The 21,187-nt window shown below is 63.3% G+C and carries 21 protein-coding genes and 1 pseudogene; 11 read left to right on the plus strand and 11 right to left on the minus strand.

Annotation, left to right across the window (positions count from 1 at the left end; all coding sequences use genetic code 11):
• Positions 1-28 precede the first annotated feature (28 nt).
• Both CAG46_RS02505 and CAG46_RS02510 read right to left on the minus strand, forming a co-directional pair.
• Positions 29-1,168, minus strand: coding sequence for an MFS transporter (locus CAG46_RS02505; RefSeq protein WP_085615955.1), 1,140 nt, complete (start codon positions 1,166-1,168; stop codon positions 29-31).
• A 201-nt stretch (positions 1,169-1,369) separates the two neighbouring features.
• Positions 1,370-2,863 carry an aldehyde dehydrogenase gene (locus tag CAG46_RS02510; RefSeq protein ID WP_013974786.1) on the minus strand — a complete coding sequence of 498 codons (1,494 nt, stop codon included), beginning with the start codon at positions 2,861-2,863 and terminating at the stop codon, positions 1,370-1,372.
• 196 nt (positions 2,864-3,059) lie between these two features.
• Here CAG46_RS02510 and CAG46_RS02515 point away from each other — a divergent pair, with 196 nt between their 5' ends.
• Positions 3,060-3,419, plus strand: coding sequence for a cupin domain-containing protein (locus tag CAG46_RS02515; RefSeq protein WP_085615957.1), 360 nt, complete (start codon positions 3,060-3,062; stop codon positions 3,417-3,419).
• 170 nt (positions 3,420-3,589) lie between these two features.
• Here the strand turns inward: CAG46_RS02515 and rpmG are convergent, their stop codons facing one another.
• Together rpmG and rpmB are read right to left on the minus strand one after the other, a co-directional pair.
• Positions 3,590-3,745, minus strand: coding sequence for a 50S ribosomal protein L33 (gene rpmG / locus CAG46_RS02520; RefSeq protein WP_003253507.1), 156 nt, complete (start codon positions 3,743-3,745; stop codon positions 3,590-3,592).
• Between the two features lie 10 nt (positions 3,746-3,755).
• Positions 3,756-3,992: a 50S ribosomal protein L28 gene (gene rpmB / locus CAG46_RS02525; RefSeq protein ID WP_003258972.1), complete on the minus strand. Its 237-nt coding sequence runs from the start codon at positions 3,990-3,992 to the stop codon at positions 3,756-3,758.
• Between the two features lie 361 nt (positions 3,993-4,353).
• Here rpmB and CAG46_RS02530 point away from each other — a divergent pair, with 361 nt between their 5' ends.
• Entirely contained in the window at positions 4,354-5,943 is a 1,590-nt protein-coding gene (locus tag CAG46_RS02530) for an ABC transporter substrate-binding protein (protein WP_085615959.1), read from the plus strand.
• A 123-nt stretch (positions 5,944-6,066) separates the two neighbouring features.
• Here the strand turns inward: CAG46_RS02530 and radC are convergent, their stop codons facing one another.
• Entirely contained in the window at positions 6,067-6,747 is a 681-nt protein-coding gene (gene radC / locus CAG46_RS02535; protein WP_039612333.1) for a DNA repair protein RadC, read from the minus strand.
• Positions 6,748-6,875: 128 nt separating this feature from the next.
• On the opposite strand from radC, the gene coaBC reads away from it, so the two are divergent.
• From coaBC to argB, 4 genes and pseudogenes are all read left to right on the plus strand, one after another.
• Positions 6,876-8,087: a bifunctional phosphopantothenoylcysteine decarboxylase/phosphopantothenate--cysteine ligase CoaBC gene (gene coaBC, locus CAG46_RS02540; protein ID WP_003253409.1), complete on the plus strand. Its 1,212-nt coding sequence runs from the start codon at positions 6,876-6,878 to the stop codon at positions 8,085-8,087.
• A gap of 5 nt (positions 8,088-8,092) precedes the next feature.
• Positions 8,093-8,548 carry a dUTP diphosphatase gene (gene dut / locus CAG46_RS02545; protein ID WP_015272329.1) on the plus strand — a complete coding sequence of 152 codons (456 nt, stop codon included), beginning with the start codon at positions 8,093-8,095 and terminating at the stop codon, positions 8,546-8,548.
• A gap of 144 nt (positions 8,549-8,692) precedes the next feature.
• Positions 8,693-10,060 (plus strand): annotated as a pseudogene (locus CAG46_RS02550) (phosphomannomutase/phosphoglucomutase); the annotation flags it as partial.
• 30 nt (positions 10,061-10,090) lie between these two features.
• Complete coding sequence (argB, locus tag CAG46_RS02555; protein ID WP_003258198.1) at positions 10,091-10,996, plus strand: acetylglutamate kinase; 906 nt, start codon at positions 10,091-10,093, stop codon at positions 10,994-10,996.
• Between the two features lie 180 nt (positions 10,997-11,176).
• Here the strand turns inward: argB and pyrE are convergent, their stop codons facing one another.
• Positions 11,177-11,818, minus strand: coding sequence for an orotate phosphoribosyltransferase (gene pyrE, locus CAG46_RS02560; protein WP_003253405.1), 642 nt, complete (start codon positions 11,816-11,818; stop codon positions 11,177-11,179).
• Positions 11,819-11,898: 80 nt separating this feature from the next.
• Here pyrE and CAG46_RS02565 point away from each other — a divergent pair, with 80 nt between their 5' ends.
• The gene (locus tag CAG46_RS02565) at positions 11,899-12,678 is read left to right on the plus strand and encodes an exodeoxyribonuclease III (RefSeq protein WP_003253401.1); all 780 of its coding nucleotides are present in this window, start codon (positions 11,899-11,901) and stop codon (positions 12,676-12,678) included.
• Positions 12,679-12,792: 114 nt separating this feature from the next.
• Here the strand turns inward: CAG46_RS02565 and CAG46_RS02570 are convergent, their stop codons facing one another.
• Together CAG46_RS02570 and rph are read right to left on the minus strand one after the other, a co-directional pair.
• On the minus strand, positions 12,793-13,161 hold the full coding sequence (locus CAG46_RS02570) for a DUF4870 domain-containing protein (protein ID WP_003258195.1): 369 nt from the start codon (positions 13,159-13,161) through the stop codon (positions 12,793-12,795).
• A gap of 23 nt (positions 13,162-13,184) precedes the next feature.
• Positions 13,185-13,907 carry a ribonuclease PH gene (gene rph / locus CAG46_RS02575; RefSeq protein WP_013974792.1) on the minus strand — a complete coding sequence of 241 codons (723 nt, stop codon included), beginning with the start codon at positions 13,905-13,907 and terminating at the stop codon, positions 13,185-13,187.
• A 228-nt stretch (positions 13,908-14,135) separates the two neighbouring features.
• Between rph and CAG46_RS02580 the strand changes: the two genes are divergently transcribed.
• Together CAG46_RS02580 and gmk are read left to right on the plus strand one after the other, a co-directional pair.
• Complete coding sequence (locus tag CAG46_RS02580; RefSeq protein ID WP_025341114.1) at positions 14,136-14,999, plus strand: YicC/YloC family endoribonuclease; 864 nt, start codon at positions 14,136-14,138, stop codon at positions 14,997-14,999.
• A gap of 13 nt (positions 15,000-15,012) precedes the next feature.
• Positions 15,013-15,633 carry a guanylate kinase gene (gene gmk, locus CAG46_RS02585; RefSeq protein ID WP_075046762.1) on the plus strand — a complete coding sequence of 207 codons (621 nt, stop codon included), beginning with the start codon at positions 15,013-15,015 and terminating at the stop codon, positions 15,631-15,633.
• A 123-nt stretch (positions 15,634-15,756) separates the two neighbouring features.
• Here the strand turns inward: gmk and CAG46_RS02590 are convergent, their stop codons facing one another.
• The 3 genes from CAG46_RS02590 to CAG46_RS02600 form a co-directional block, all read right to left on the minus strand.
• Complete coding sequence (locus tag CAG46_RS02590) at positions 15,757-17,298, minus strand: APC family permease (RefSeq protein ID WP_013974795.1); 1,542 nt, start codon at positions 17,296-17,298, stop codon at positions 15,757-15,759.
• A 113-nt stretch (positions 17,299-17,411) separates the two neighbouring features.
• On the minus strand, positions 17,412-18,185 hold the full coding sequence (locus CAG46_RS02595) for a gamma-glutamyl-gamma-aminobutyrate hydrolase family protein (protein WP_085615963.1): 774 nt from the start codon (positions 18,183-18,185) through the stop codon (positions 17,412-17,414).
• Between the two features lie 4 nt (positions 18,186-18,189).
• Positions 18,190-19,572 carry a glutamine synthetase family protein gene (locus tag CAG46_RS02600; protein WP_015272334.1) on the minus strand — a complete coding sequence of 461 codons (1,383 nt, stop codon included), beginning with the start codon at positions 19,570-19,572 and terminating at the stop codon, positions 18,190-18,192.
• A gap of 207 nt (positions 19,573-19,779) precedes the next feature.
• Between CAG46_RS02600 and CAG46_RS02605 the strand changes: the two genes are divergently transcribed.
• Positions 19,780-20,652, plus strand: a complete 873-nt coding sequence (locus CAG46_RS02605; protein ID WP_013974798.1) for a LysR family transcriptional regulator — start codon at positions 19,780-19,782, stop codon at positions 20,650-20,652.
• Between the two features lie 262 nt (positions 20,653-20,914).
• Positions 20,915-21,178 (plus strand): DNA-directed RNA polymerase subunit omega, encoded by a 264-nt coding sequence (gene rpoZ, locus CAG46_RS02610; protein WP_003253383.1) that lies wholly within the window; start codon positions 20,915-20,917, stop codon positions 21,176-21,178.
• Positions 21,179-21,187: the final 9 nt, after the last annotated feature.

A 21,187-nucleotide genomic window follows, 5' to 3' on the forward strand; every position in this document is an offset into this window, starting at 1 on the left:
TGGGCCGCAAAGCGGCCCCAAAAAACCATCAGGCAGAAGCCGGCTCAAACGCCCCGCGCCGCCGGGTCAACACCACCAACCCCGCAGCCCCCGCAGCCATCAGCAATGGCAATGCATGCCCGCTGATCCACTGGCTGCCTGCCCCGGCCAGCAGTGGCCCGAGCAGGCAGCCAATACCCCACAGCTGCGCCACATGGGCGTTGGCCCGCACCAGCGCATCATCCCGGTAGCGCTCACCAATCAGCACCAGCGACAAGGTGAACAAGCCCCCCGCACTGGCCCCGAACAGCACCCACAGCGGCCAGATCGCCGGTGTATGCAGCAGCAACGGAATCGCCAGGCTGGATACCAGCAGGGTCACCGCACAGCCGGTGAACAGAGCGCGCCGCGACATATGGTCGGCCAGCGCACCGATGGGCAGTTGCAACACCGCATCGCCCACCACCACGGTACTGACCATGAACAGGGCGATTTCGGTGCTGAAGCCCTGTTGCAGGCAATACACCGGCAACAAGGTCAGGATCATTGCTTCGAACGAGGCAAACAGGGCAATGGCCCAGGCGATCACCGGCAAGCGCCGGCAGAAGGCGAACAGGTCGCCGAAGGTGACGCTGCAGGCCTCTGTGCTGGGTGCCCCACCACGGCCCAGGAGAATCAGCGGCGCCACCAGCAGCAGGCCGGTGGCGGCCCAGAAGCCGAAGTCGTCATCCGAGCCGAGAAAGCCCAGCACCAGCGGCCCGGCCAGCTGGCTGAGGGCATAGCTGCTGCCATACAGCGCCACCAGGCGGCCGCGCCATTGCTCGATCACCAGCTGGTTGATCCAGCTTTCGCCGAGTATGAACACCACGGTCAGCGACATACCGATCAGCAATCGCAACAGCAGCCACAGCGGGTAGCTGGGCAGCAGTGCGACCAGGCCGATCGACAGCGCCCCGCCCCACAGGCACAGGCGCATGGCCGAGGGCACGCCGACCCAGCCGGCCAGGCGGCTGGCCATGCTGGCACCTACCAGCACGCCCAGCGCCGGCATCGCGGCCATCACGCCGATGGCAAAGCTGCCGTAGCCCCAGGCCTCCAGGCGCAGGGATACCAGCGGCATGCTCACGCCGAGTGCCAGCCCGACGCTTAGCACCGATGCCAGTACGGCGAAGTAGGTACCCCAACGCATTGCAGCCTCCCAGGCAGAATTCTTGAACAGCAAAAACGACGAAGCCGGGGCAGCGTGAGCCGACCCGGCTATTTTTGGGGCTGCTGTGCAGCCCATCGCCGGCAAGCCAGCTCCCACAGGTACAGCACTGGCCTCAAGGGCTGCGAATAACTTGTGGGAGCTGGCTTGCCGGCGATTGGGCCGCAACGCGGCCCCCTGGGATTACAACTTGATCCAGGTCGCCTTCAGCTCGGTGTACTTCTCCAGCGCATGCAGCGACTTGTCACGGCCGTTGCCCGACTGCTTGAAGCCACCGAACGGCGCGGTCATGTCGCCGCCGTCGTACTGGTTGACCCAGACGCTGCCAGCGCGCACGGCACGGGCGGTCTTGTGGGCCTTGGAGATGTCCGAGGTCCAGATGCCAGCGGCCAGGCCATACGGCGTGTCGTTGGCAATGGCGACGGCTTCTTCGGCGGTATCGAAGGCAATCACCGACAGCACCGGGCCGAAGATTTCTTCCTGGGCGATCTTCATGGCGTTGGTCACACCGTCGAAGATGGTCGGCTCGACATAGGTGCCACCGGTTTCTTCCAGGGTGCGCTTGCCGCCGGCCAGCAGCTTGGCGCCGTCCTTGTGGCCAGCCTCGATGTACGACAGCACGGTGTTCATCTGCTGGGTGTCGACCAGGGCACCGACAGTGGTCTGTGGGTCCAGCGGGTTGCCTGGCTTCCAGCCTTTCAGGGCCTCGACCACCATCGGCAGGAACTTGTCCTTGATCGAACGCTCGACCAGCAGGCGCGAGCCGGCGGTGCACACTTCGCCCTGGTTGAAGGCGATGGCGCTGGCGGCAGCTTCGGCGGCAGCTTGCAGGTCCGGAGCGTCAGCGAAGACAATGTTCGGGCTCTTGCCACCGGCTTCCAGCCAGATGCGCTTCATGTTCGATTCGCCCGCGTAAACCATCAGCTGCTTGGCGATCTTGGTCGAACCGGTGAATACCAGGGTGTCGACGTCCATGTGCAGGGCCAGGGCCTTGCCCACGGTGTGGCCGTAGCCTGGCAGCACGTTCAGCACGCCAGCCGGGATACCGGCTTCGATGGCCAACTGGGCAATGCGAATGGCAGTCAGCGGCGATTTTTCGGACGGCTTGAGCACTACCGAGTTACCGGTGGCCAGGGCCGGGCCGAGCTTCCAGCAGGCCATCAGCAGCGGGAAGTTCCACGGTACGATGGCACCGACCACACCCACCGCTTCGCGGGTGACCAGGCCGAGCTGGTCATGCGGGGTCGGGGCGACTTCGTCGTAGACCTTGTCGATGGCTTCGGCAGTCCAGTGGATGGCATTGGCCGCGCCAGGTACGTCAATGCTGGAGGAGTCGCCGATCGGCTTGCCCATGTCCAGGGTTTCCAGCAGCGCCAGCTCTTCGACGTTCTTGCGCAGCAGGTCGGCGAAGCGGATCAGCTTGGCCTTGCGCTTGGCCGGGGCCAGCTGCGACCACACGCCGGAGTTGAAGGTGGCACGGGCGTTTTCCACAGCGCGGTTGGCATCGGCCAGGTCGCAGCTGGCAACCTTGGCCAGGAAGCGTCCGTCGACCGGGCTCAGGCACTCGAAGGTTTCACCGGATGCGGCATCGGTGTATTCGCCGTTGATGAAGGCACGGCCTTCGATCTTCAGTTGCTGGGCACGTTGTTCCCAGTCCGCACGAGTCAGGGTGGTCATACGAAACTCCTCCTCTTGTATAGGTGCAACGCCGCACTGAGGACTCACAGGCGTTGTCAGAATTCTGCCCAAGCGTCGAGGGCATTTTAGCTACCGACACCCTAAACCAGCCCGTGTAAACTATCAATATATTTGACACGAATGGCTCAAAAGCCTACTCATGTGCATTTTATTAAACAACAACAGGAGCCGAACCATGAGCATCGAAAGCATCATCGACTTCGCGCAGGTCATTACCGAGGCCGAACGCTACCGCCCGGCGGCGGAAAAAATCCTCAAGGGCGAGCCCGACCAGGCGGTCTACAACCATTATTCCAGCCCGTGCGGGCAGTTTGCCGCGGGCGTGTGGGAAGGCGAGGTGGGGCAGTGGACGGTGAACTACACCGAGCATGAGTACTGCGAGATCGTCCAGGGCGTTTCGGTGCTGCGTGACCAGGATGGCGGAGCCAAGACCCTGCGTGCCGGTGATCGGTTTGTCATCCCGGCCGGCTTCAAGGGCACCTGGGAGGTGCTGGAGCCTTGCCGCAAGATTTATGTGATGTTCGAGCAGAAATGATTTGAGGCTGTGCCGGCCTCTTCGCGGGTGAACCCGCTCCCACAAGGATTTCACCGCCCTAAAGGCTTGTGATGTACCTGTGGGAGCGGGTTTACCCGCGAAGAGGCCAGCACAGGCATAAAAAAACCCGCCTCCTTTCGGATGCGGGTTTTTTTCAGGTCGCCGATCAATTACTTGATCTTGGCTTCCTTGTACACCACGTGCTTGCGAACAACCGGATCGTATTTCTTGATCTCGATTTTGTCCGGAGTGGTGCGCTTGTTCTTGTCGGTGGTGTAGAAGTGGCCAGTGCCAGCACTCGAAACCAGACGGATCAATTCACGCATGACGTTCTCCTTAGAACTTTTCGCCGCGAGCGCGCAGCTCGGCCAGCACTACGTCGATACCACGCTTGTCAATAACGCGCATGCCTTTGGCAGATACGCGCAGACGCACGAAACGCTTCTCGGATTCAACCCAGAAACGGTGGTGCTGCAGGTTCGGCAGGAAACGACGACGGGTTTTGTTGTTTGCGTGGGAAATGTTGTTCCCGGTTACTGGACCCTTACCAGTAACTTGACAGACTCTCGACATGACTCAGCCCTCTAAAACCTCATGCCCAACCCGGCATGGGTTGGCCGCTTAATCTCTCAGTCTTTGGCGCCTAGGCGCCGTGATTCTGGAGGTCTTATCGACCGGATCCGCTTATGCGACAGGCCGAGCCCCTAGAAAAGAGCGCTGCTTTATACCAGAAAGACTTGGCCGCAACAACATTAGATGCACATTGTCACGAGCCGGAACGCGCCGGGCCAGCATAGCGGCAGGCCCCGCCAGCCGTCGACCGCCCGTCGCCAATTTTGTAAAAAAGGGTGTGGTCATTTTCCGACGGGCACACTAGGGTAGGCCTTTTCCAGACTGCACTGGCAGATGGGCCACTGACAGCCAAGGAGCCACCATGCGTGCTGCCGCCCTTTCCTTATTGTTCAACTCCTTGTTCGCCGCCGGCGTTGCCCAGGCCGCCCCGCTGAGCGTCTGCAGCGAGGCCAGCCCCGAAGGCTTCGACGTAGTGCAGTACAACTCGCTGACCACCACCAATGCCACGGCCGATGTGCTGATGAACCGCCTGGTGGAGTTCGACGCGGCGCAAGGCAAGGTGGTGCCGAGCCTGGCGGCCAGCTGGACGGTATCGGCCGACGGCCTGATCTACGACTTCACCCTGCGCGATGACGTGAAATTCCACACCACCGCCTACTTCAAGCCAAGCCGCGCACTGAACGCCGACGATGTGCTGTTCAGCTTCCAGCGCATGCTCTACCCCGCCCATGCCTGGCACAAGACTGCGCCGGGCGGCTACCCGCATGCCCAGTCGCTGCAACTGGGCAGCCTGATCAAGGCGATCGAGGCGCCGGCACCGAACACCGTACGCTTCACCCTCAGCCACCCGGACGCCACCTTCCTGGCCACCCTGAGCATGGGCTTCGCCTCGATCTACTCCGCCGAGTACGCCGACAAACTGCTCAAGGCCGGTATGCCGGAGAAGCTCAACAGCCAGCCGGTCGGCACCGGGCCGTTCATCTTCCAGCGCTTCCAGAAGGACGCCGTGGTGCGCTATCGCGCCAACCCCGACTACTTCGCCGGCAAGCCAGCGGTCGACCCGTTGATCTTCGCCATCACCACCGATGCCAACGTGCGCCTGCAGAAGCTCAAGCGCGGCGAGTGCCAGGTCGCGTTGTCGCCCAAGCCGCTGGACATTGCCGAAGCCGGCAAGGACGGCAACCTCAAGGTGGCCACCACCCCGGCGTTCATGACCGCCTTCGTCGCCATCAACAGCCAGCACCCACCGCTGGACAAGCCGGAAGTGCGCCAGGCCATCAACCTGGCCTTCGACAAACAGGCCTACCTCAAGGCCGTGTTCGAAGACTCCGCGGTGGCCGCCAACGGCCCCTACCCGCCCAACACCTGGAGCTACGCCAAGGACCTGCCCGGCTACCCGCTGGACCTGAAGAAAGCCAAGGCCCTGCTGACCAAGGCCGGCCTGGCCGAGGGCTTCAGCACCACGATCTGGACCCGCCCGTCGGGCAGCCTGCTCAACCCCAACCCCAGCCTCGGTGCGCAGATGCTGCAGGCCGACCTGGCCAAGATTGGCATCAAGGCCGAGATCCGCGTGATCGAGTGGGGCGAGCTGATCCGCCGCGCCAAGGCGGGCGAGCATGACCTGCTGTTCATGGGCTGGGCGGGTGACAATGGCGACCCGGACAACTTCCTCAGCCCGCAGTTTTCCTGCGCGGCGGTGCAGTCGGGGACCAACTTCGCACGCTTCTGCGACAGCCGCCTGGACCAGCTGATCAGCGCCGGACGCACCACCAACGACCAGAGTGTGCGCAGCCGGCTTTATCAGCAGGCACAGACGCTGATCCAGCAGCAGGCGCTGTGGGTGCCGCTGGCGCACCCGACGGCGGCGACCTTGCTGCGCCAAGGGGTCGAGGGGTACCAGGTGAGCCCATTCGGGCGGTTGGATTTCAGCAAGGTGTCAGTGAACAAGTAAGCCTGCACCGACCTCTTCGCGGGTAAACCCGCTCCCACAGGGACCGCGCCAACTTTCAACATGGCACTTTCCCTGTGGGAGCGGGTTTACCCGCGAAAGGGCCGGGACAGGCAGCACAAGTGCCTAAGCCACAATCCACCCATGCTCGACCATCGACAGCGGCTCCCCGTCACCGATGATGATGTGATCCAGCACCCGCACATCGATCAACGCCAGCCCCCGCTTCAGCGACAGGGTCAAGTGCACATCGTCCTGGCTGGGCTCACTGTTGCCCGAGGGGTGGTTGTGGCAAAGGATCAAGGCCGCTGCGTTATGCAGCAATGCCCGCCGCACCACTTCCCGCGGGTAGACGCTGGCCCGATCTATCGTACCTCGGAAGAGGATTTCAAACGCCAACGGCCTGTGCTTGGTATCGAGAAAGAGGCATCCGAACACCTCGCTGACTTCATGTCGCAGCATCGCTTTCAAATAGCGCCTCACCGTTGCCGGGCTGTCCATCGCGGATTCACGCTCAATCGAAGTTGCAAGGTGCCTGCGCCCGATCTCCAGCAGCGCCTGCAGCTGGCTGTACCTCACCGGGCCCAACCCAAGCTCGCCGACGAAAGCCTCACGGTCGGCCTCCAGCAACTGGCGCAACCCCCCGAACTTCACGAGCAGACCTCGCGCCAGCTCCACGACATTGCGCCCACGCACACCTGAGCCGAGAAATACAGCCAGCAATTCCGCGTCCGTCAGGCTTCCGGCCCCACGCTGCAGCAACTTCTCCCTCGGCCGCTCTTCAGCCGGCCACTCCCTGATATTCATCCCGTCCCTCTGCCCTTGCTGCGGCCCATTTCGGCCCTGTGTTAATCTATTTCGCCTCGTACATGCGACGTTCTGCCGCAGGCATTTTCAAACGTCGCCGCCCGCTCTCACTGGAAAAAGGCAAGCCTATGCAGCGGCTGTATCGCAAGCGCATCGTTCTCGGCGTGGGTGGCGGCATTGCCGCCTACAAAAGCGCCGAACTGATTCGCCGACTCCTGGAGCACGGCGCGCAGGTGCGCGTCGTCATGACCCGTGGTGGTGCAGAGTTCATCACCCCGCTGACCCTGCAGGCGCTGTCGGGCCACCCGGTGCACATGGACCTGCTCGACCCTGCCGCCGAAGCGGCCATGGGCCACATCGAACTGGCCAAATGGGCCGACCTGGTGCTGATCGCCCCGGCCACCGCCGACCTCATGGCGCGCATGGCCCAAGGCATGGCCGACGACCTGCTGACCACCCTGGTGCTGGCTACCGATGCCACCGTCGCCGTGGCCCCGGCCATGAACCAGGCCATGTGGCGCGACCCGGCTACCCAAGCCAACCTCGAACTGCTCAAGAGCCGTGGCATCCAGGTGTTCGGCCCGGCGTCCGGCAGCCAGGCCTGTGGCGATGTCGGCCTGGGCCGCATGCTCGAAGCCACCGACCTGGCCTGGTGTGCCGCGGAAAGCTTCAAGCGCCAGGCGCTGACCGGCAAGCACGTGCTGATCACCGCCGGCCCGACCCAGGAAAACATCGACCCGGTGCGCTACATCACCAATCATAGCTCCGGCAAGATGGGCTTCGCCCTGGCTGAAGCGGCCGCCGAAGCCGGGGCTCGGGTGACCCTCGTCACTGGCCCGGTGCACCTGCCGACCCCCGACCGGGTCAGCCGTATCGACGTGGTCAGCGCGCGGGACATGCTCGCGGCCTGTGAAGCGGCCATGCCGTGCGACCTGTTCATCGCCTCTGCGGCGGTTGCGGACTACCGCCCGGAAGTCGTTGCCACGCAAAAATTGAAGAAAGATCCTACGACGGGCGACGGCATGCTGCTGCAGATGGTGCGCAATCCCGATATCCTTGCCACCATCGCTGGCCGCGCCGACCGCCCGTTCAGCGTCGGTTTCGCCGCCGAGACCGAACACTTGCTCGATTACGCCACGCGCAAGCTCAAGGACAAGAACCTCGACCTGATCGTCGCCAATGATGTGGCCAACCCCAGCATCGGCTTCAACAGCGAGGAAAACGCCTTGACCGTGATCGACCGCCAGCAGCACCAGACCCTCTTCGCGCAGACCAGCAAGGGCAAGATTGCCCGGCAACTGGTCGCCTTCATCGCCGAACGGCTCAATCAGGTTCAATAAGTTACATGCACGCTCTTCAAGCCAAGATCCTCGACCCACGCCTGGGCACCGAATTCCCCCTGCCGCAGTACGCCACCCCCGGCTCCGCCGGCCTGGACCTGCGCGCCCTGCTCAAGGAAGACACCGTCCTCGAGCCAGGCCAGACCCTGCTGATCCCCACCGGCCTGTCGATCTACATCGGCGACCCGGGCCTGGCGGCGGTGATCCTGCCGCGCTCGGGCCTGGGCCATAAGCACGGCATCGTGCTGGGCAACCTGGTCGGGCTGATCGACTCGGACTACCAGGGCGAGTTGATGGTGTCGTGCTGGAACCGCGGCAACACCCCGTTCACCATCGCCGTTGGCGAGCGCATTGCCCAGCTGGTGCTGGTACCGGTGGTACAGGCCCATTTCGACATCGTCGAAGCTTTCGATGAAAGCCAGCGCGGTGCTGGCGGCTTCGGCCATTCCGGCAGCCACTGAGCCGAGAAATGACCGTTCAGGCCAAGGATGGCGAACTCTCTGGCGAAACCACCGTCCAAGCGTTCAGTTTGCGCCTGCCCAGAAAGCCTTTGACTAATGGAGCTTCCAGAGATGAACGACATGGCCCACCTGGTACCCGCCGCACTGCCAGACAGCATTTTCCGCGCGTATGACATTCGCGGCGTGGTCGGCAAGACCCTTCACGCCGAAACCGCCTACTGGATCGGCCGCGCCATCGGCGCGCAGAGCCTGGCCCAGGGCGAACCGCAGGTTTCGGTCGGCCGCGATGGCCGCCTGTCCGGCCCGATGCTGGTCGAACAGCTGATCAAGGGCCTGGCCGATGCCGGTTGCCAGGTCAGCGACGTCGGCCTGGTACCCACCCCGGCGCTGTACTACGCAGCCAACGTGCTGGCCGGCAAGTCCGGTGTGATGCTGACCGGCAGCCACAACCCGTCGGACTACAACGGCTTCAAGATCGTCATCGCTGGCGACACCCTGGCCAACGAACAGATCCAGGCCCTGCTGACGCGCCTGAAAACCAACGACCTGACCCGCGCCGAAGGCCGCGTGGAAAAGGTCGAGATCCTTGACCGCTACTTCCAGCAGATCGTCGAAGACGTGAAGCTGGCCAGGAAGCTCAAGGTGGTTGTGGACTGCGGCAACGGTGCCGCCGGCGTGGTCGCGCCGCAACTGATCGAAGCCCTGGGCTGCGAAGTGATCCCGCTGTTCTGCGAAGTCGACGGCAACTTCCCCAACCACCACCCGGACCCGGGCAAGCCGGAAAACCTCGAAGACCTGATCGCCAAGGTCAAGGAAACCGGCGCCGACATCGGCCTGGCCTTCGACGGTGACGGCGACCGCGTCGGCGTGGTGACCAACACCGGCAGCATCGTCTACCCAGACCGCCTGCTGATGCTGTTTGCCCAGGACGTGCTGTCGCGCAACCCGGGCGCCGAGATCATCTTCGACGTCAAATGCACCCGTCGCCTGACCCCGCTGATCGAGCAGCACGGCGGCCGCGCTCTGATGTGGAAGACCGGCCACTCGCTGATCAAGAAGAAGATGAAGCAGACCGGCTCGCTGCTGGCCGGCGAGATGAGCGGTCACATCTTCATCAAGGAACGCTGGTACGGTTTCGACGACGGCATCTACAGCGCCGCGCGCCTGCTGGAGATCCTCAGCAAGGCCGGGCAGAGCGCCGAAAACCTGTTCGCCGCGTTCCCGAACGATATTTCCACGCCGGAAATCAATATTGATGTGACCGACGAGGGTAAATTCAGCATCATTGATGCACTGCAACGCGACGCCGACTGGGGCGAAGCCAACCTGACCACCATCGACGGTGTGCGGGTGGATTACGCCCACGGCTGGGGCCTGGTTCGCGCCTCCAACACCACCCCGGTGCTGGTGCTGCGCTTCGAGGCCGACAGCGACGCCGAATTGCAACGTATCAAGGATGTTTTCCGTACCCAGTTGCTGCGGGTTGAGCCTGAGCTGCAACTGCCGTTCTGACCGACTATCTGTTCCTTACAGGAGCCCTGCATGACCCTCGATCGCGATGCCGCTTCCCATGTAGCCGAGGTTTTGTCCGAAGCACTGCCTTACATCCGCCGCTTTGTCGGCAAGACCCTGGTGATCAAGTACGGCGGCAACGCGATGGAGAGCGAGGAGCTCAAGACCGGCTTCGCCCGTGACATCGTGCTGATGAAGGCTGTGGGCATCAACCCGGTGGTGGTCCACGGTGGTGGCCCGCAGATCGGCGACCTGCTCAAGCGCCTGTCGATCGAAAGCCACTTCATCGACGGCATGCGCGTCACCGACTCGGCGACCATGGACGTGGTGGAGATGGTGCTGGGTGGCCAGGTCAACAAGGACATCGTCAACCTGATCAACCGCCACGGCGGCAGCGCAATCGGCCTGACCGGCAAGGACGCGGAGCTGATCCGCGCCCGCAAGCTGACCGTCAGCCGCCAGACGCCCGAGATGACCACCCCGGAAATCATCGACATCGGCCACGTTGGCGAAGTGGTAAGCGTGAACACCGACCTGCTGAACATGCTGGTGAAGGGCGACTTCATCCCGGTGATCGCGCCGATCGGCGTGGGTGCCAACGGTGAGTCGTACAACATCAACGCCGACCTGGTGGCAGGCAAGGTAGCCGAAGCGCTGAAGGCCGAGAAGCTGATGCTGCTGACCAACATCGCTGGCCTGATGGACAAGCAGGGTGAAGTACTGACCGGCCTGACCACCGAGCAGGTCAACGAACTGATCGCCGACGGCACCATCTACGGCGGCATGCTGCCGAAGATCAAGTGCGCGCTGGATGCGGTGCAGGGCGGTGTCAACAGCTCGCACATCATCGATGGCCGCGTGCCGAATGCGGTGCTGCTGGAGATCTTCACCGACAGCGGCGTGGGTACCCTGATTACCAACCGCAAGCAGCGCTGATTGGTTGGTTAGCCTGCACTGGCCCTATCGCCGGCAAGCCAGCTCCCACAGAATCTCCACAGCCCTCAAAGGCGGTGCTGTACCTGTGGGAGCGGGCATGCCCGCGAAGAGGCCAGAACAGGCGACACAAAAAAAGGCGACCTTCACAGGAAGGTCGCCTTTTTCATTTCCGGGCCCGGATCAGATACCGTACTGCGCCCGGTAAGCCTCGACAGCTGGCAGATGCTGCTTCAGCTGTGGGTCATCGGCCAGGAACTCCAGCACCTGGGTCAGCGAAACGATGCTGACCACAGGGATACCGAAGTCACGCTCCACTTCCTGGATCGCCGACAGCTCGCCATTGCCGCGCTCTTCGCGGTTCAGCGCGATCAGCACGCCAGCGGCCTTGGCCTGCTGGGCATTGATGATCTGCATGACTTCACGAATGGCGGTACCGGCGGTGATCACGTCGTCGATGATCAGCACATCACCGGCCAGCGGGGCACCGACCAGGCTGCCACCTTCACCGTGGTCCTTGGCTTCCTTGCGGTTGAAGCACCATGGCACGTCGAGCTGATGCTGATCGGCAAGGGCCACCGCAGTAGTCGCTGCCAGCGGGATACCTTTGTAGGCCGGGCCGAACAGCACATCGAACGGGATCTTGCTGTCGACGATGGCTGCGGCATAGCAACGGCCCAGTTCGGCCAGGGCGGAACCGGTGTTGAACAGGCCGGCATTGAAGAAATACGGGCTGGTACGCCCCGATTTCAGGGTGAATTCACCGAAACGCAGTACCCCGCGATCGATGGCAAAACGGATGAAGTCGCGCTGATACGGCTGCATGGATAGTCCCGGACACCACGGATTTAGCTAAATGGGTTGAGCTCGGGTATCATACACGCACGAGATTTTTGGGGCCATTTATGCGGATCATCAGTGTGAACGTAAATGGCATTCAGGCTGCGGCCGAGCGTGGTTTGCTCAGCTGGCTGCAAGCCCAGAATGCCGACGTCATCTGCCTTCAGGATACCCGCGCCTCGGCCTTTGAACTCGATGACCCAGCTTTCCAGCTCGATGGCTATTTCCTTTATGCCTGCGACGCGGAGGTGCCTGCCCAAGGTGGTGTGGCCCTGTATTCGCGCATGCAGCCCAAGGCAGTCATCACCGGCCTGGGCTTCGAGACAGCCGACCGCTACGGGCGTTACCTGCAAGCAGATTTCGACAAAGTCAGTATTGCCAGCCTGCTGCTGCCTTCGGGTATGAACGGCGACGAAGACTTGAACCAGAAGTTCAAGTTGATGGACGACTTCGCCAAGTACCTGGACAAACAGCGTCGCAAGCGTCGCGAATACATCTACTGCGGCTCGTTCTACGTGGCGCAGCAGAAGCTCGACATCAAGAACTGGCGTGACAGCCAGCAGTCGCCGGGCTTCCTGGCGCCGGAGCGTGCCTGGATGGACGCGATCACCGGCGAGATGGGTTACGTCGATGCCCTGCGCGAAGTCAGCCGTGAGGGCGACCAGTACAGCTGGTGGCCGGACAACGAGCAGGCCGAGATGCTCAACCTGGGCTACCGGTTCGACTACCAGATCCTCACCCCGGGCCTGCGCCGCTTCGTGCGCAATGCCCGCCTGCCGCGTCAGCCGCGCTTCTCCCAGCATGCGCCGCTGATTGTCGACTATGACTGGACGTTGACCATCTGAAGGCATGGGGCCGCTTTGCGGCCCTATCGCGACACAAGGCCGCTCCTACAGGGGAATGCATATCCCTTGTGGGAGCGGCCTTGTGTCGCGATAGGGCTGCAAAGCAGCCCAGCCTTATTTGATCGGCCGCCAGATCATCGGGTAGCGATACGGCTTGCCCTCATTCGCCCGCACAGCCGCAATGATGATCAGGATCATCACCGCGACCATCAGCATGGCGAACAGCACCAGCCCGATGAACACGAACATCAGCAGGAAGCAGATGAACCCGGCAATGGTCACGCTGATCTGAAAATTCAGCGCCTCTTTGCCCTGGGCGTCGATGAAAGGGTCTTGCTCGCGCTTGAGGTGCCACAGCACCAGTGGGCCCAGCAAGTGCCCGAGCGGCACCACCAGGCCCAGCAGCGCGGAGAGGTGGCAGAACATCGCCCACTGCCGGATTTCGGCATTGGGCGGGGTGATCGACAGGTTCGATTCGCTCATGCCCCGCACCTCCCTGGCTGGGTTCAGTCGGCCAGTGCCGCCTGTTGCAGTTCGAAGATCTCGCTCATGCCCTTCTGTGCCAGGGCGAGCATGGCGTTGAAGTCTTCAGGCTGGAACGGCGCACCTTCGGCAGTACCCTGCACTTCGATGAAACCACCGGCGCTGGTCATGACCACGTTCAGGTCGGTTTCGGCGGCGGAGTCTTCCAGGTAGTCCAGGTCGAGCACCGCTTCGCCCTGATACATGCCCACCGACACTGCGGCAATCATGTGCTTGAGCGGGTTGCCGGCCTTCAGGCCACCGCGCTTCTTGATCACCGCCAGGGCGTCGCACAGGGCGACCATGGCACCGGTGATGGACGCGGTACGGGTGCCACCATCGGCCTGGATCACGTCGCAGTCGACGTACAGGGTGATGTCACCGAGCTTGCTCATGTCCAGCGCGGCGCGCAGCGAACGGCCGATCAGGCGCTGGATTTCCAGGGTGCGGCCACCCTGCTTGCCACGGCTGGCTTCGCGCTGGTTACGCTCGCCGGTGGAACGCGGCAGCATGCCGTATTCGGCGGTCAGCCAGCCTTGGCCCTGGCCTTTGAGGAAGCGCGGCACACCGTTTTCCACGCTGACCGTGCAGATGACCTTGGTGTCACCGAACTCGACCAGTACCGACCCTTCGGCGTGCTTGGTGTAGTTGCGGGTGATGCGGATCGAGCGGAGCTGATCGGCGGCGCGACCACTTGGACGTTTCATCTGGGATACCTGTACTGGGACTTTGAATCTGCCGAGCATTATAGAGCCCACGGCCCGGGGAAGACATGCCTATTGTCGCGCCCGACACAGCCCGTCGCCTTTTCCTGCCGGCCAGGCCACCCGTCGGTAACATGGGTGGATTGGGCGCCAAGGCCCCACTGCGCTACAATCCTGCGCCTTGCAGCCGAGAGGCTCCCACCGTTCATTCATATACGCGAGGTACTCCCCATGGTGCACAGCATGACCGCTTTTGCTCGTGTCGAGCGCGCCGGCAGCCAAGGCACCCTGGTCTGGGAGCTGCGTTCGGTCAACCACCGTTACCTGGAGCCGCACCTGCGCCTGCCCGAGGCCCTGCGCGACCTCGAAGGCGCCGTGCGTGAAGGCCTGCGCCAGGGCCTGTCGCGGGGCAAGGTGGAATGCACCTTGCGCCTCAACGAAGACAGCAACGGCAAACCGCTGAAGGTGGACCGCGAGCGCGCCGCGCAGCTGGTTGCCGCCGCCGAGGAAGTAGCCGGCCTGATCAAGCAGCCGGCACCACTGAACCCGCTGGAGGTGCTGTCGTGGCCAGGCGTGCTGGTGGCCGACGCCAGCGACCCGCAGGCACTGAATACCGAAGCCATGGCGCTGTTCGATGAAGCGCTGGCCGAGCTCAAGGCCGGGCGCCAGCGTGAAGGCCAGGAACTGGCCCGGCTGATCAACGAACGCCTGGACAACATGGCCAGCGAAGTCACCACCCTGCGCGCCCTGGTGCCGCAGATGCTGGCAGCTCAGCGGCAGAAGATCCTCGACCGCTTCGGCGACATGCAGGCCGAACTCGACCCGCAGCGCCTGGAGCAGGAGATGGTGCTGCTGGCCCAGAAGAGCGACGTGGCCGAGGAACTCGACCGCCTCAGCACCCACGTCACCGAAGTACGCCGGGTGCTCAAGGGTGGCGGTGCCGCCGGCCGGCGCCTGGACTTCCTGATGCAGGAACTCAACCGCGAGGCCAACACCCTCGGCTCCAAGGCCTTCGACCCACGCAGCACGCAAGCGGCGGTCAACCTGAAGGTATTGATCGAACAGATGCGTGAACAAGTACAGAACATCGAGTAAGGCCACCCCGACCATGAACCACAGCAGCGGCACCCTCTACATCGTTTCGGCCCCTTCGGGCGCCGGCAAGACCAGCCTGGTCACCGCCCTGATCAAGGCCGACAAGCGCGTAAGCGTCTCGGTCTCGCACACCACCCGCGCCATGCGCCCGGGCGAGCAGCACGGCGTGAACTACCACTTCGTCAGCCATGACGACTTCAAGGGGCTGATCGCCAAGGGTGACTTCCTCGAGCACGCCGAAGTGTTCGGCAATTTCTACGGGACTTCGCGCAGTGCGCTGCAAGAGGTACTCGACCAGGGCAATGACCTGATCCTGGAAATCGACTGGCAAGGCGCCCAGCAGGTACGCAAGCTGATGCCCGAGGCTTTGTCGGTGTTCATCCTGCCGCCAAGCCAGCAGGCCCTGCGCGAGCGCCTGGATGGCCGCGGGCAAGACAGCGAAGAGATCATCGCCGGGCGCATGAAAGAAGCGGTCAGCGAGATGGTGCACTACGACGAGTACGACTACGTGATCATCAATGATGACTTCGACGTGGCGCTGGAAGACTTGAAGGCAGTGTTCCGCTCGAACCGCCTGGTGCTGAAGAAGCAGCAACAGCGTCATGCGGCATTGCTGAAGCAAATGATCGGCTGAAGATTGCCGGGGCCTCTTCGAGGCCCTTTCGCGACACAAGGCCGCTCCTACATCGGAAGGCGTACGCCGTGCTGTTGTAGGAGCGGCCTTGTGTCGCGAAAGGGGCGCGAAGCGCCCCCAGCCTTATTCCTGCAGTGGCAAGGTAGCCTGCTGACGCAGGGTAGCCCCCAGGAAGTACGCCGGCGCGCGCAGGCGCGACAGCATCATCAGCACGATCCCCAGCACCGAGATGATCGCGGCGATCACGAACACCAGCCCCAGCCCACCCACATGCGAGCCGCTGCCGAAATCCGGCGAGGCGCTGTCGATGGCGGTACGCACGAAGATCACCGACAAGATCACCCCACCCACCAGCGGGCACAGGCCGCGCATCAGGAAGTGGCGCAGGCTGTCGAACAGGCTGTGGCGGAAGTACCAGACACAGGCGAAGGCCGTCAGCGAATAGTAGAAGCAGATCATCATGCCCAGTGCAGTGATGGTATCTGCCAACACGTTCTCGCTCAGGGTGCGCATGGTCACGTAGAACAGGCCCGCAGCCACACCAGCGCAGATGGTGGCGTAACGCGGGGTCTGCGAACGAGGGCAGACGCTGGCGAACTTCTGCGGCACCGCACCGTAGTAACCCATGGCCAACAGGGTGCGCGCCGGCGACACGAAGGTCGACTGCAGCGACGCCGCGGTGCTGGCCAGCACGGCGATGGACATCAGGATCGCCAGCGGCCCCATGACCGGACCGGCCAGGTGGGCGAAGACGTTTTCCTGGATGCGCGGGTTGTTGAGGCCCAGGCCTTGTTCGCTGATACCGGCAAACTGCAGGGTGGCAATCGCGGTGAACAGGTACAGGCCGAGGATCAGCAGCACGGTCCAGGTGGCCGCCTTGCCCGGCACCTCGTCACTGCCGACCGATTCCTCGCTGACAGTCAGGCACACGTCCCAGCCCCAGAAGATGAAGATCGACAGCGACAGCCCGGCGGCAAAGGCCGAGAACGATTCGACGCCGAACGGGTTGAACCAGGCGAAATCGAATTCCAGCGGTGGCGGCGCGGTGGTTTCGCCGAAAGCGGCAAAGGCAAAGCCGATCAGCACCAGCAACTGCAGGGCCACCAAGCCATATTGCACCGTCATGGTGGTGGTCATTCCGCGGCAGCAGATCCACACCGCCAGGGCGATGAACACGCAACAGGTGGTTATGTTGATGAGCAGGTTGTCGGCCAAGGCCGCCAGTTCATGCTTGCCGGTGATCTGGCCAAGGAACAGGTAGAAGAAGTCGACCGCCACCCCTGCCAGGTTCGACAACACGATGGTGGTGGCGACCACCAGGCCCCAGCCACCGATCCAGCCGATCATCGGGCCGAAGGCACGCGCCGACCAGGTAAACGAAGTACCGCTGTCCGGCTCCGCCGAGTTCAGTTCGCGGTAGCCCAAGGCCACCAGCAGCATCGGCAGGAAGCCGACGATGAACACCGCCGGCAGGTGCGCGCCCACTTCACGCACGGTCGGGCCAAGGGCACCGGTAAGGGTGTAGACCGGGGCGATGGTGGAAATGCCCAGCACCACGCTGGCCAGCAAGCCCAGCCGGCCGGTGGCCAGGCCCTTGCTGCGCTGGGTGTTGCCCGCGTCGGCCGCCACGTCGGGTGGGCGGCCGGCTTCTGTGTAATTGCTCATGAGTATTTGCCGTAAATTTTGGAATTGTTTTCACAGGCCTTGCGTACAAGGCCCGCTTTCACTCATTGAAAGCTTGCTGCCGGGAACAAGTCATCCGAGACCTTCGGGTGACGTCAGAATGCCTCCTGCCGTGCGCCCTCCCGTGTAGCGTAAGCAATGCAGGCCTCACGAAACGCCTGGAACAGGCGCCGCGAGACCGGGTTTTCGGTAAATCGCCACTCCGGGTGCCACTGCACGCCGAGCACAAAACCCGGCGCCGCAGGCATGGACACTGCTTCGATCAGGCCATCCGGGGCCCGTGCCTCGACGCGCAGGCCCGGGGCCAGTCGGTCGATGCCCTGGCTGTGCAGCGAGTTGACCTCGAACTGCGCCGCCAGGCCCAGGCGCTCGAACAACCCGCCAGGCTCGATGCCGACAAGGTGACGAGGGCCGTATTGCACCTCCAGGGGTGCGTCCTCAGGTTCACGGTGGTCAAGGTAGCCGGGCAGTTCCTGCACGCGCTGGTGCAGGCTGCCGCCCAGGGCCACGTTCAATTCCTGGTAGCCACGGCAGATACAGAACACCGGCACACCGGCGGCAATGGCCGCCTGCAACAACGGCAGGGTCAGGCGATCGCGTGCCAGATCGTGTCGGGTACCCGTCGCGCTGGGGGCGCCATTGTAATGATGCGGTTCGATATTTGAAGGTGAGCCGGTAAAAACAATGCCGTGCAGACGGGCCAGCAGCGCCTGCGTGTCGCTGCCCCCGTCACGGGCCGGCAAGATCAATGGCAAGCCGGCAAAGCCGGCCGCCTCGACATACTTGTCGCCTACCGTATGCGACGAGTTCTTCCCCACCTGCTGGCGGCAGGCGCTGACACCGATCAAGGGGACCGCATTTGCGCTCATGGGCTTACACCGTGTGCAGGTACCAGTTGTACTCGAGGTCGGAAATCGACACTTCGAACTCGGCCAGTTCGCTTTCCTTGCAGGCCACGAAGATATCGATGTAGTCCGGGCTGATGTATTGGTTGAGGACTTCGCTGTCGTCCAGCGCGCGCAGGGCATCGCGCAGGTTGTTCGGCAGGCTCTGCTCCAGCTGTTCGTAGGAGTTGCCTTCGATCGGTGCCTGCGGCTCGACCTGGTTGGTCAGGCCGTGGTGAACGCCGGCGAGGATCGCCGCGAGCATCAGGTAGGGGTTGGCGTCGGCACCGGCAACGCGGTGCTCGAGGCGCACATTGTCGCTGCTGTCGGTGGGCACGCGCACCGCCACGGTACGGTTGTCCAGGCCCCAGCTTGGCGCATTGGGCACGTAGAACTGCGCGCCGAAGCGGCGGTAGGAGTTGATGTTCGGGCAAAGGAAGGCCATCGACGCCGGCATGGTCTCCAGCACACCACCGATGGCGTGGCGCAGCGCGTCGCTTTGCAGCGGGTCGTCGCTGGCGAAGATGTTCTTGCCGGTTTTCTTGTCCAGCAACGAAATGTGCACGTGCAGGCCATTGCCTGCCTGGCCCGGGTAGGGCTTGGCCATGAAGGTGGTGTCCATTTCATGGTCGTAGGCAACGTTCTTGATCAGGCGCTTGAGCAGGATCGCGTAGTCGCAGGCCTTCAGCGGGTCGGCAACATGATGCAGGTTGACCTCGAACTGTGCCGGGGCGCTTTCCTTGACGATGGCGTCGGCGGGCAGGCCTTGCTCCTTGGCCGCTTCGAGCATGTCCTGCAGGCAGTCGGCATATTCATCAAGGTCGTCGATCAGGTACACCTGGGTCGACTGCGGGCGCTTGCCGGAAATCGGCGAGCGCGGCGGCTGCGGGCGACCGTTGAGGTTGTCCTGGTCGATCAGGTAGAACTCCAGCTCGAACGCGGCGCAGATATCCAGGCCCAGGTCATCGAACTTGCTCACCACCTGGCGCAGTACTTCGCGCGGGTCGGCGAAGAACGGCTGGCCATCCAGTTCGTGCATGGTCATCAGCAGCTGGGCGGTGGGGCGCTTCTGCCACGGCTCGTCCGACAGCGTGCCGGGGATCGGGAAGCAGATGCGGTCGGCATCGCCGATGTCCAGGCCAAGGCCGGTACTCTCGACGGTGGACCCGTTGATGTCCAGGGCGAACAGCGATGCCGGCAGGTTGATGCCCTTCTCGTACACCTTGTGCAGGCTGGCCCGCTCGATGCGCTTGCCACGTACCACGCCGTTCATGTCGGAGATCAGCAGGTCGACGTACTGCGTGTCCGGATGGGCCTGGAGGAAGTCATTCATCTCGCTGGAAGAACTGGCGCACGGGGTTACCGACGTCATGGCTGTACATCCTTTGATTTGCTGCGGCGATGTGGGGGATACGGCTGGCGCCTCACGGGCGACGATGGTTGCAGCTGTTGTTCTTTTCACTTTCCCATCGTGGGGATTGGTTACCCGACCGGGCGCATTGATTCCCGGGGGCCGTTTCACTATAAAATGGCCAAAACGCAACAGACATTGGCAATTCGGCAAGCAGAGCGTGCACCAATGCAATATCAGATTACCCATGCCGACCTCTCCCTGGTCCTGGCCCTGGAACGTGGCCGCTCGCTGGCCAAGGCTGCCGAGTTGCTCAAGGTCGATGTGTCGACGGTGTTCCGCTCGATCCGCCGGCTGGAGTCGGCGCTGGGCACAGCCTTGTTCGTCAAGAGCCGCAAAGGCTACCTGCCGACCGACACCGCCCAGGCCCTGGCCGAGCAGGCCGAACGCGCCGAGCAGGCGCTGGAGGCGGCGCGCATCGCCATGACCAGTGGCGAGCAGGTGGTCAGCGGCACCGTGCGCCTGACCTGTACCGAGGCGGTGATGCACAGCCTGCTGCTGCCGGCGCTGGCCGAGTTCATGCCCAACTACCCGGCCTTGTCGCTGGAGATGGGTACTTCCAACACCTTCGCCAACCTCAGCCGGCGCGATGCCGACATTGCCCTGCGCCTGACCAACACGCCGCCGGAGCACCTGGTGGGCCGCAACCTGGGGTCTACCTCCTACGTGGTCTGCGGCCAGCCGCAGTGGCGCGAGCGCCTGGCCGAGTCACCTGCCAGCGTGCCGTGGATCGCCCCCGACGACTCGATGCAGGACCACCCCACGGTGGTCTGGCGCAACCAGCAGCACCCGGGTTTGAGCCCGCGCTACCAGTGCAGCGGCATGTCGACCATCGCCCAGCTGGTCACGGCCGGGCTCGGCGTGGCAGCGTTGCCGGACTACATGGTGCACGCGCTGCCCGGGGTGGATGCGCTGAGCGGGCCGCTGCCGGGTTGTGATACCCAGCTGTGGCTGCTGACCCGGCCGGACTGCCGGGCGTTGCGCTCGGTGCAGACCCTGTTCGAGGAGCTGACCCCGCGGTTGCGTGACGCGATGCTCTGAGGTTATCGTCAGGCTCATGTATCAAGGGTGTCTGTTCCGGCCCTTTCGCGGCTGAAGCCGCTCCCACAGGGTGCGGTGATGAACCTGAGGACAATGCGGTCCCTGTGGGAGCGGCTTCAGCCGCGAAGAAGGCAACACAGGGCTTGAAGGTAACCACCCGACAAAACAGCGCTTCCCTATTGGCTGGTGATTTTTTAAACTATCGAGTCCGCCTGCCCATTATTGGGCTGCACGCCCACCGCAATTGCTACTGAGGAAGACCATGGCCCGCGTAACTGTTGAAGACTGCCTGGAACACGTGGATAACCGCTTTGAGCTGGTCATGCTCTCGACCAAGCGCGCTCGCCAGCTGGCGACCGGCGGCAAAGAGCCACGCGTTGCGTGGGAAAACGACAAGCCGACCGTTGTTGCCCTGCGTGAAATCGCCGAAGGCATCGTCACCAACGAGTTCATCGCCGCTGAAGAGATCGTCACCGAGGATCCGGTGTTCGCCGCGTTCGAGGACGAGAACAACGAGGCTGTCTGATTGATGCCA

The organism is Pseudomonas sp. B23(2017), from assembly GCF_002113725.1.
GTDB classification, from domain to species: Bacteria; Pseudomonadota; Gammaproteobacteria; order Pseudomonadales; family Pseudomonadaceae; genus Aquipseudomonas; species Aquipseudomonas putida_Z.

Excerpts from the sequence above, each read along its gene's own strand:
- CAG46_RS02505 (WP_085615955.1), bottom strand. The coding sequence starts at position 1,168 with ATGCGTTGGGGTACCTACTTCGCCGTACTGGCATCGGTGCTAAGCGTC.
- CAG46_RS02510 (WP_013974786.1), bottom strand. The coding sequence starts at position 2,863 with ATGACCACCCTGACTCGTGCGGACTGGGAACAACGTGCCCAGCAACTG.
- CAG46_RS02515 (WP_085615957.1), top strand. The coding sequence starts at position 3,060 with ATGAGCATCGAAAGCATCATCGACTTCGCGCAGGTCATTACCGAGGCC.
- rpmG (WP_003253507.1), bottom strand. The coding sequence starts at position 3,745 with ATGCGTGAATTGATCCGTCTGGTTTCGAGTGCTGGCACTGGCCACTTC.
- rpmB (WP_003258972.1), bottom strand. The coding sequence starts at position 3,992 with ATGTCGAGAGTCTGTCAAGTTACTGGTAAGGGTCCAGTAACCGGGAAC.
- CAG46_RS02530 (WP_085615959.1), top strand. The coding sequence starts at position 4,354 with ATGCGTGCTGCCGCCCTTTCCTTATTGTTCAACTCCTTGTTCGCCGCC.
- radC (WP_039612333.1), bottom strand. The coding sequence starts at position 6,747 with ATGAATATCAGGGAGTGGCCGGCTGAAGAGCGGCCGAGGGAGAAGTTG.
- coaBC (WP_003253409.1), top strand. The coding sequence starts at position 6,876 with ATGCAGCGGCTGTATCGCAAGCGCATCGTTCTCGGCGTGGGTGGCGGC.
- dut (WP_015272329.1), top strand. The coding sequence starts at position 8,093 with ATGCACGCTCTTCAAGCCAAGATCCTCGACCCACGCCTGGGCACCGAA.
- argB (WP_003258198.1), top strand. The coding sequence starts at position 10,091 with ATGACCCTCGATCGCGATGCCGCTTCCCATGTAGCCGAGGTTTTGTCC.
- pyrE (WP_003253405.1), bottom strand. The coding sequence starts at position 11,818 with ATGCAGCCGTATCAGCGCGACTTCATCCGTTTTGCCATCGATCGCGGG.
- CAG46_RS02565 (WP_003253401.1), top strand. The coding sequence starts at position 11,899 with ATGCGGATCATCAGTGTGAACGTAAATGGCATTCAGGCTGCGGCCGAG.
- CAG46_RS02570 (WP_003258195.1), bottom strand. The coding sequence starts at position 13,161 with ATGAGCGAATCGAACCTGTCGATCACCCCGCCCAATGCCGAAATCCGG.
- rph (WP_013974792.1), bottom strand. The coding sequence starts at position 13,907 with ATGAAACGTCCAAGTGGTCGCGCCGCCGATCAGCTCCGCTCGATCCGC.
- CAG46_RS02580 (WP_025341114.1), top strand. The coding sequence starts at position 14,136 with ATGGTGCACAGCATGACCGCTTTTGCTCGTGTCGAGCGCGCCGGCAGC.
- gmk (WP_075046762.1), top strand. The coding sequence starts at position 15,013 with ATGAACCACAGCAGCGGCACCCTCTACATCGTTTCGGCCCCTTCGGGC.
- CAG46_RS02590 (WP_013974795.1), bottom strand. The coding sequence starts at position 17,298 with ATGAGCAATTACACAGAAGCCGGCCGCCCACCCGACGTGGCGGCCGAC.
- CAG46_RS02595 (WP_085615963.1), bottom strand. The coding sequence starts at position 18,185 with ATGAGCGCAAATGCGGTCCCCTTGATCGGTGTCAGCGCCTGCCGCCAG.
- CAG46_RS02600 (WP_015272334.1), bottom strand. The coding sequence starts at position 19,572 with ATGACGTCGGTAACCCCGTGCGCCAGTTCTTCCAGCGAGATGAATGAC.
- CAG46_RS02605 (WP_013974798.1), top strand. The coding sequence starts at position 19,780 with ATGCAATATCAGATTACCCATGCCGACCTCTCCCTGGTCCTGGCCCTG.
- rpoZ (WP_003253383.1), top strand. The coding sequence starts at position 20,915 with ATGGCCCGCGTAACTGTTGAAGACTGCCTGGAACACGTGGATAACCGC.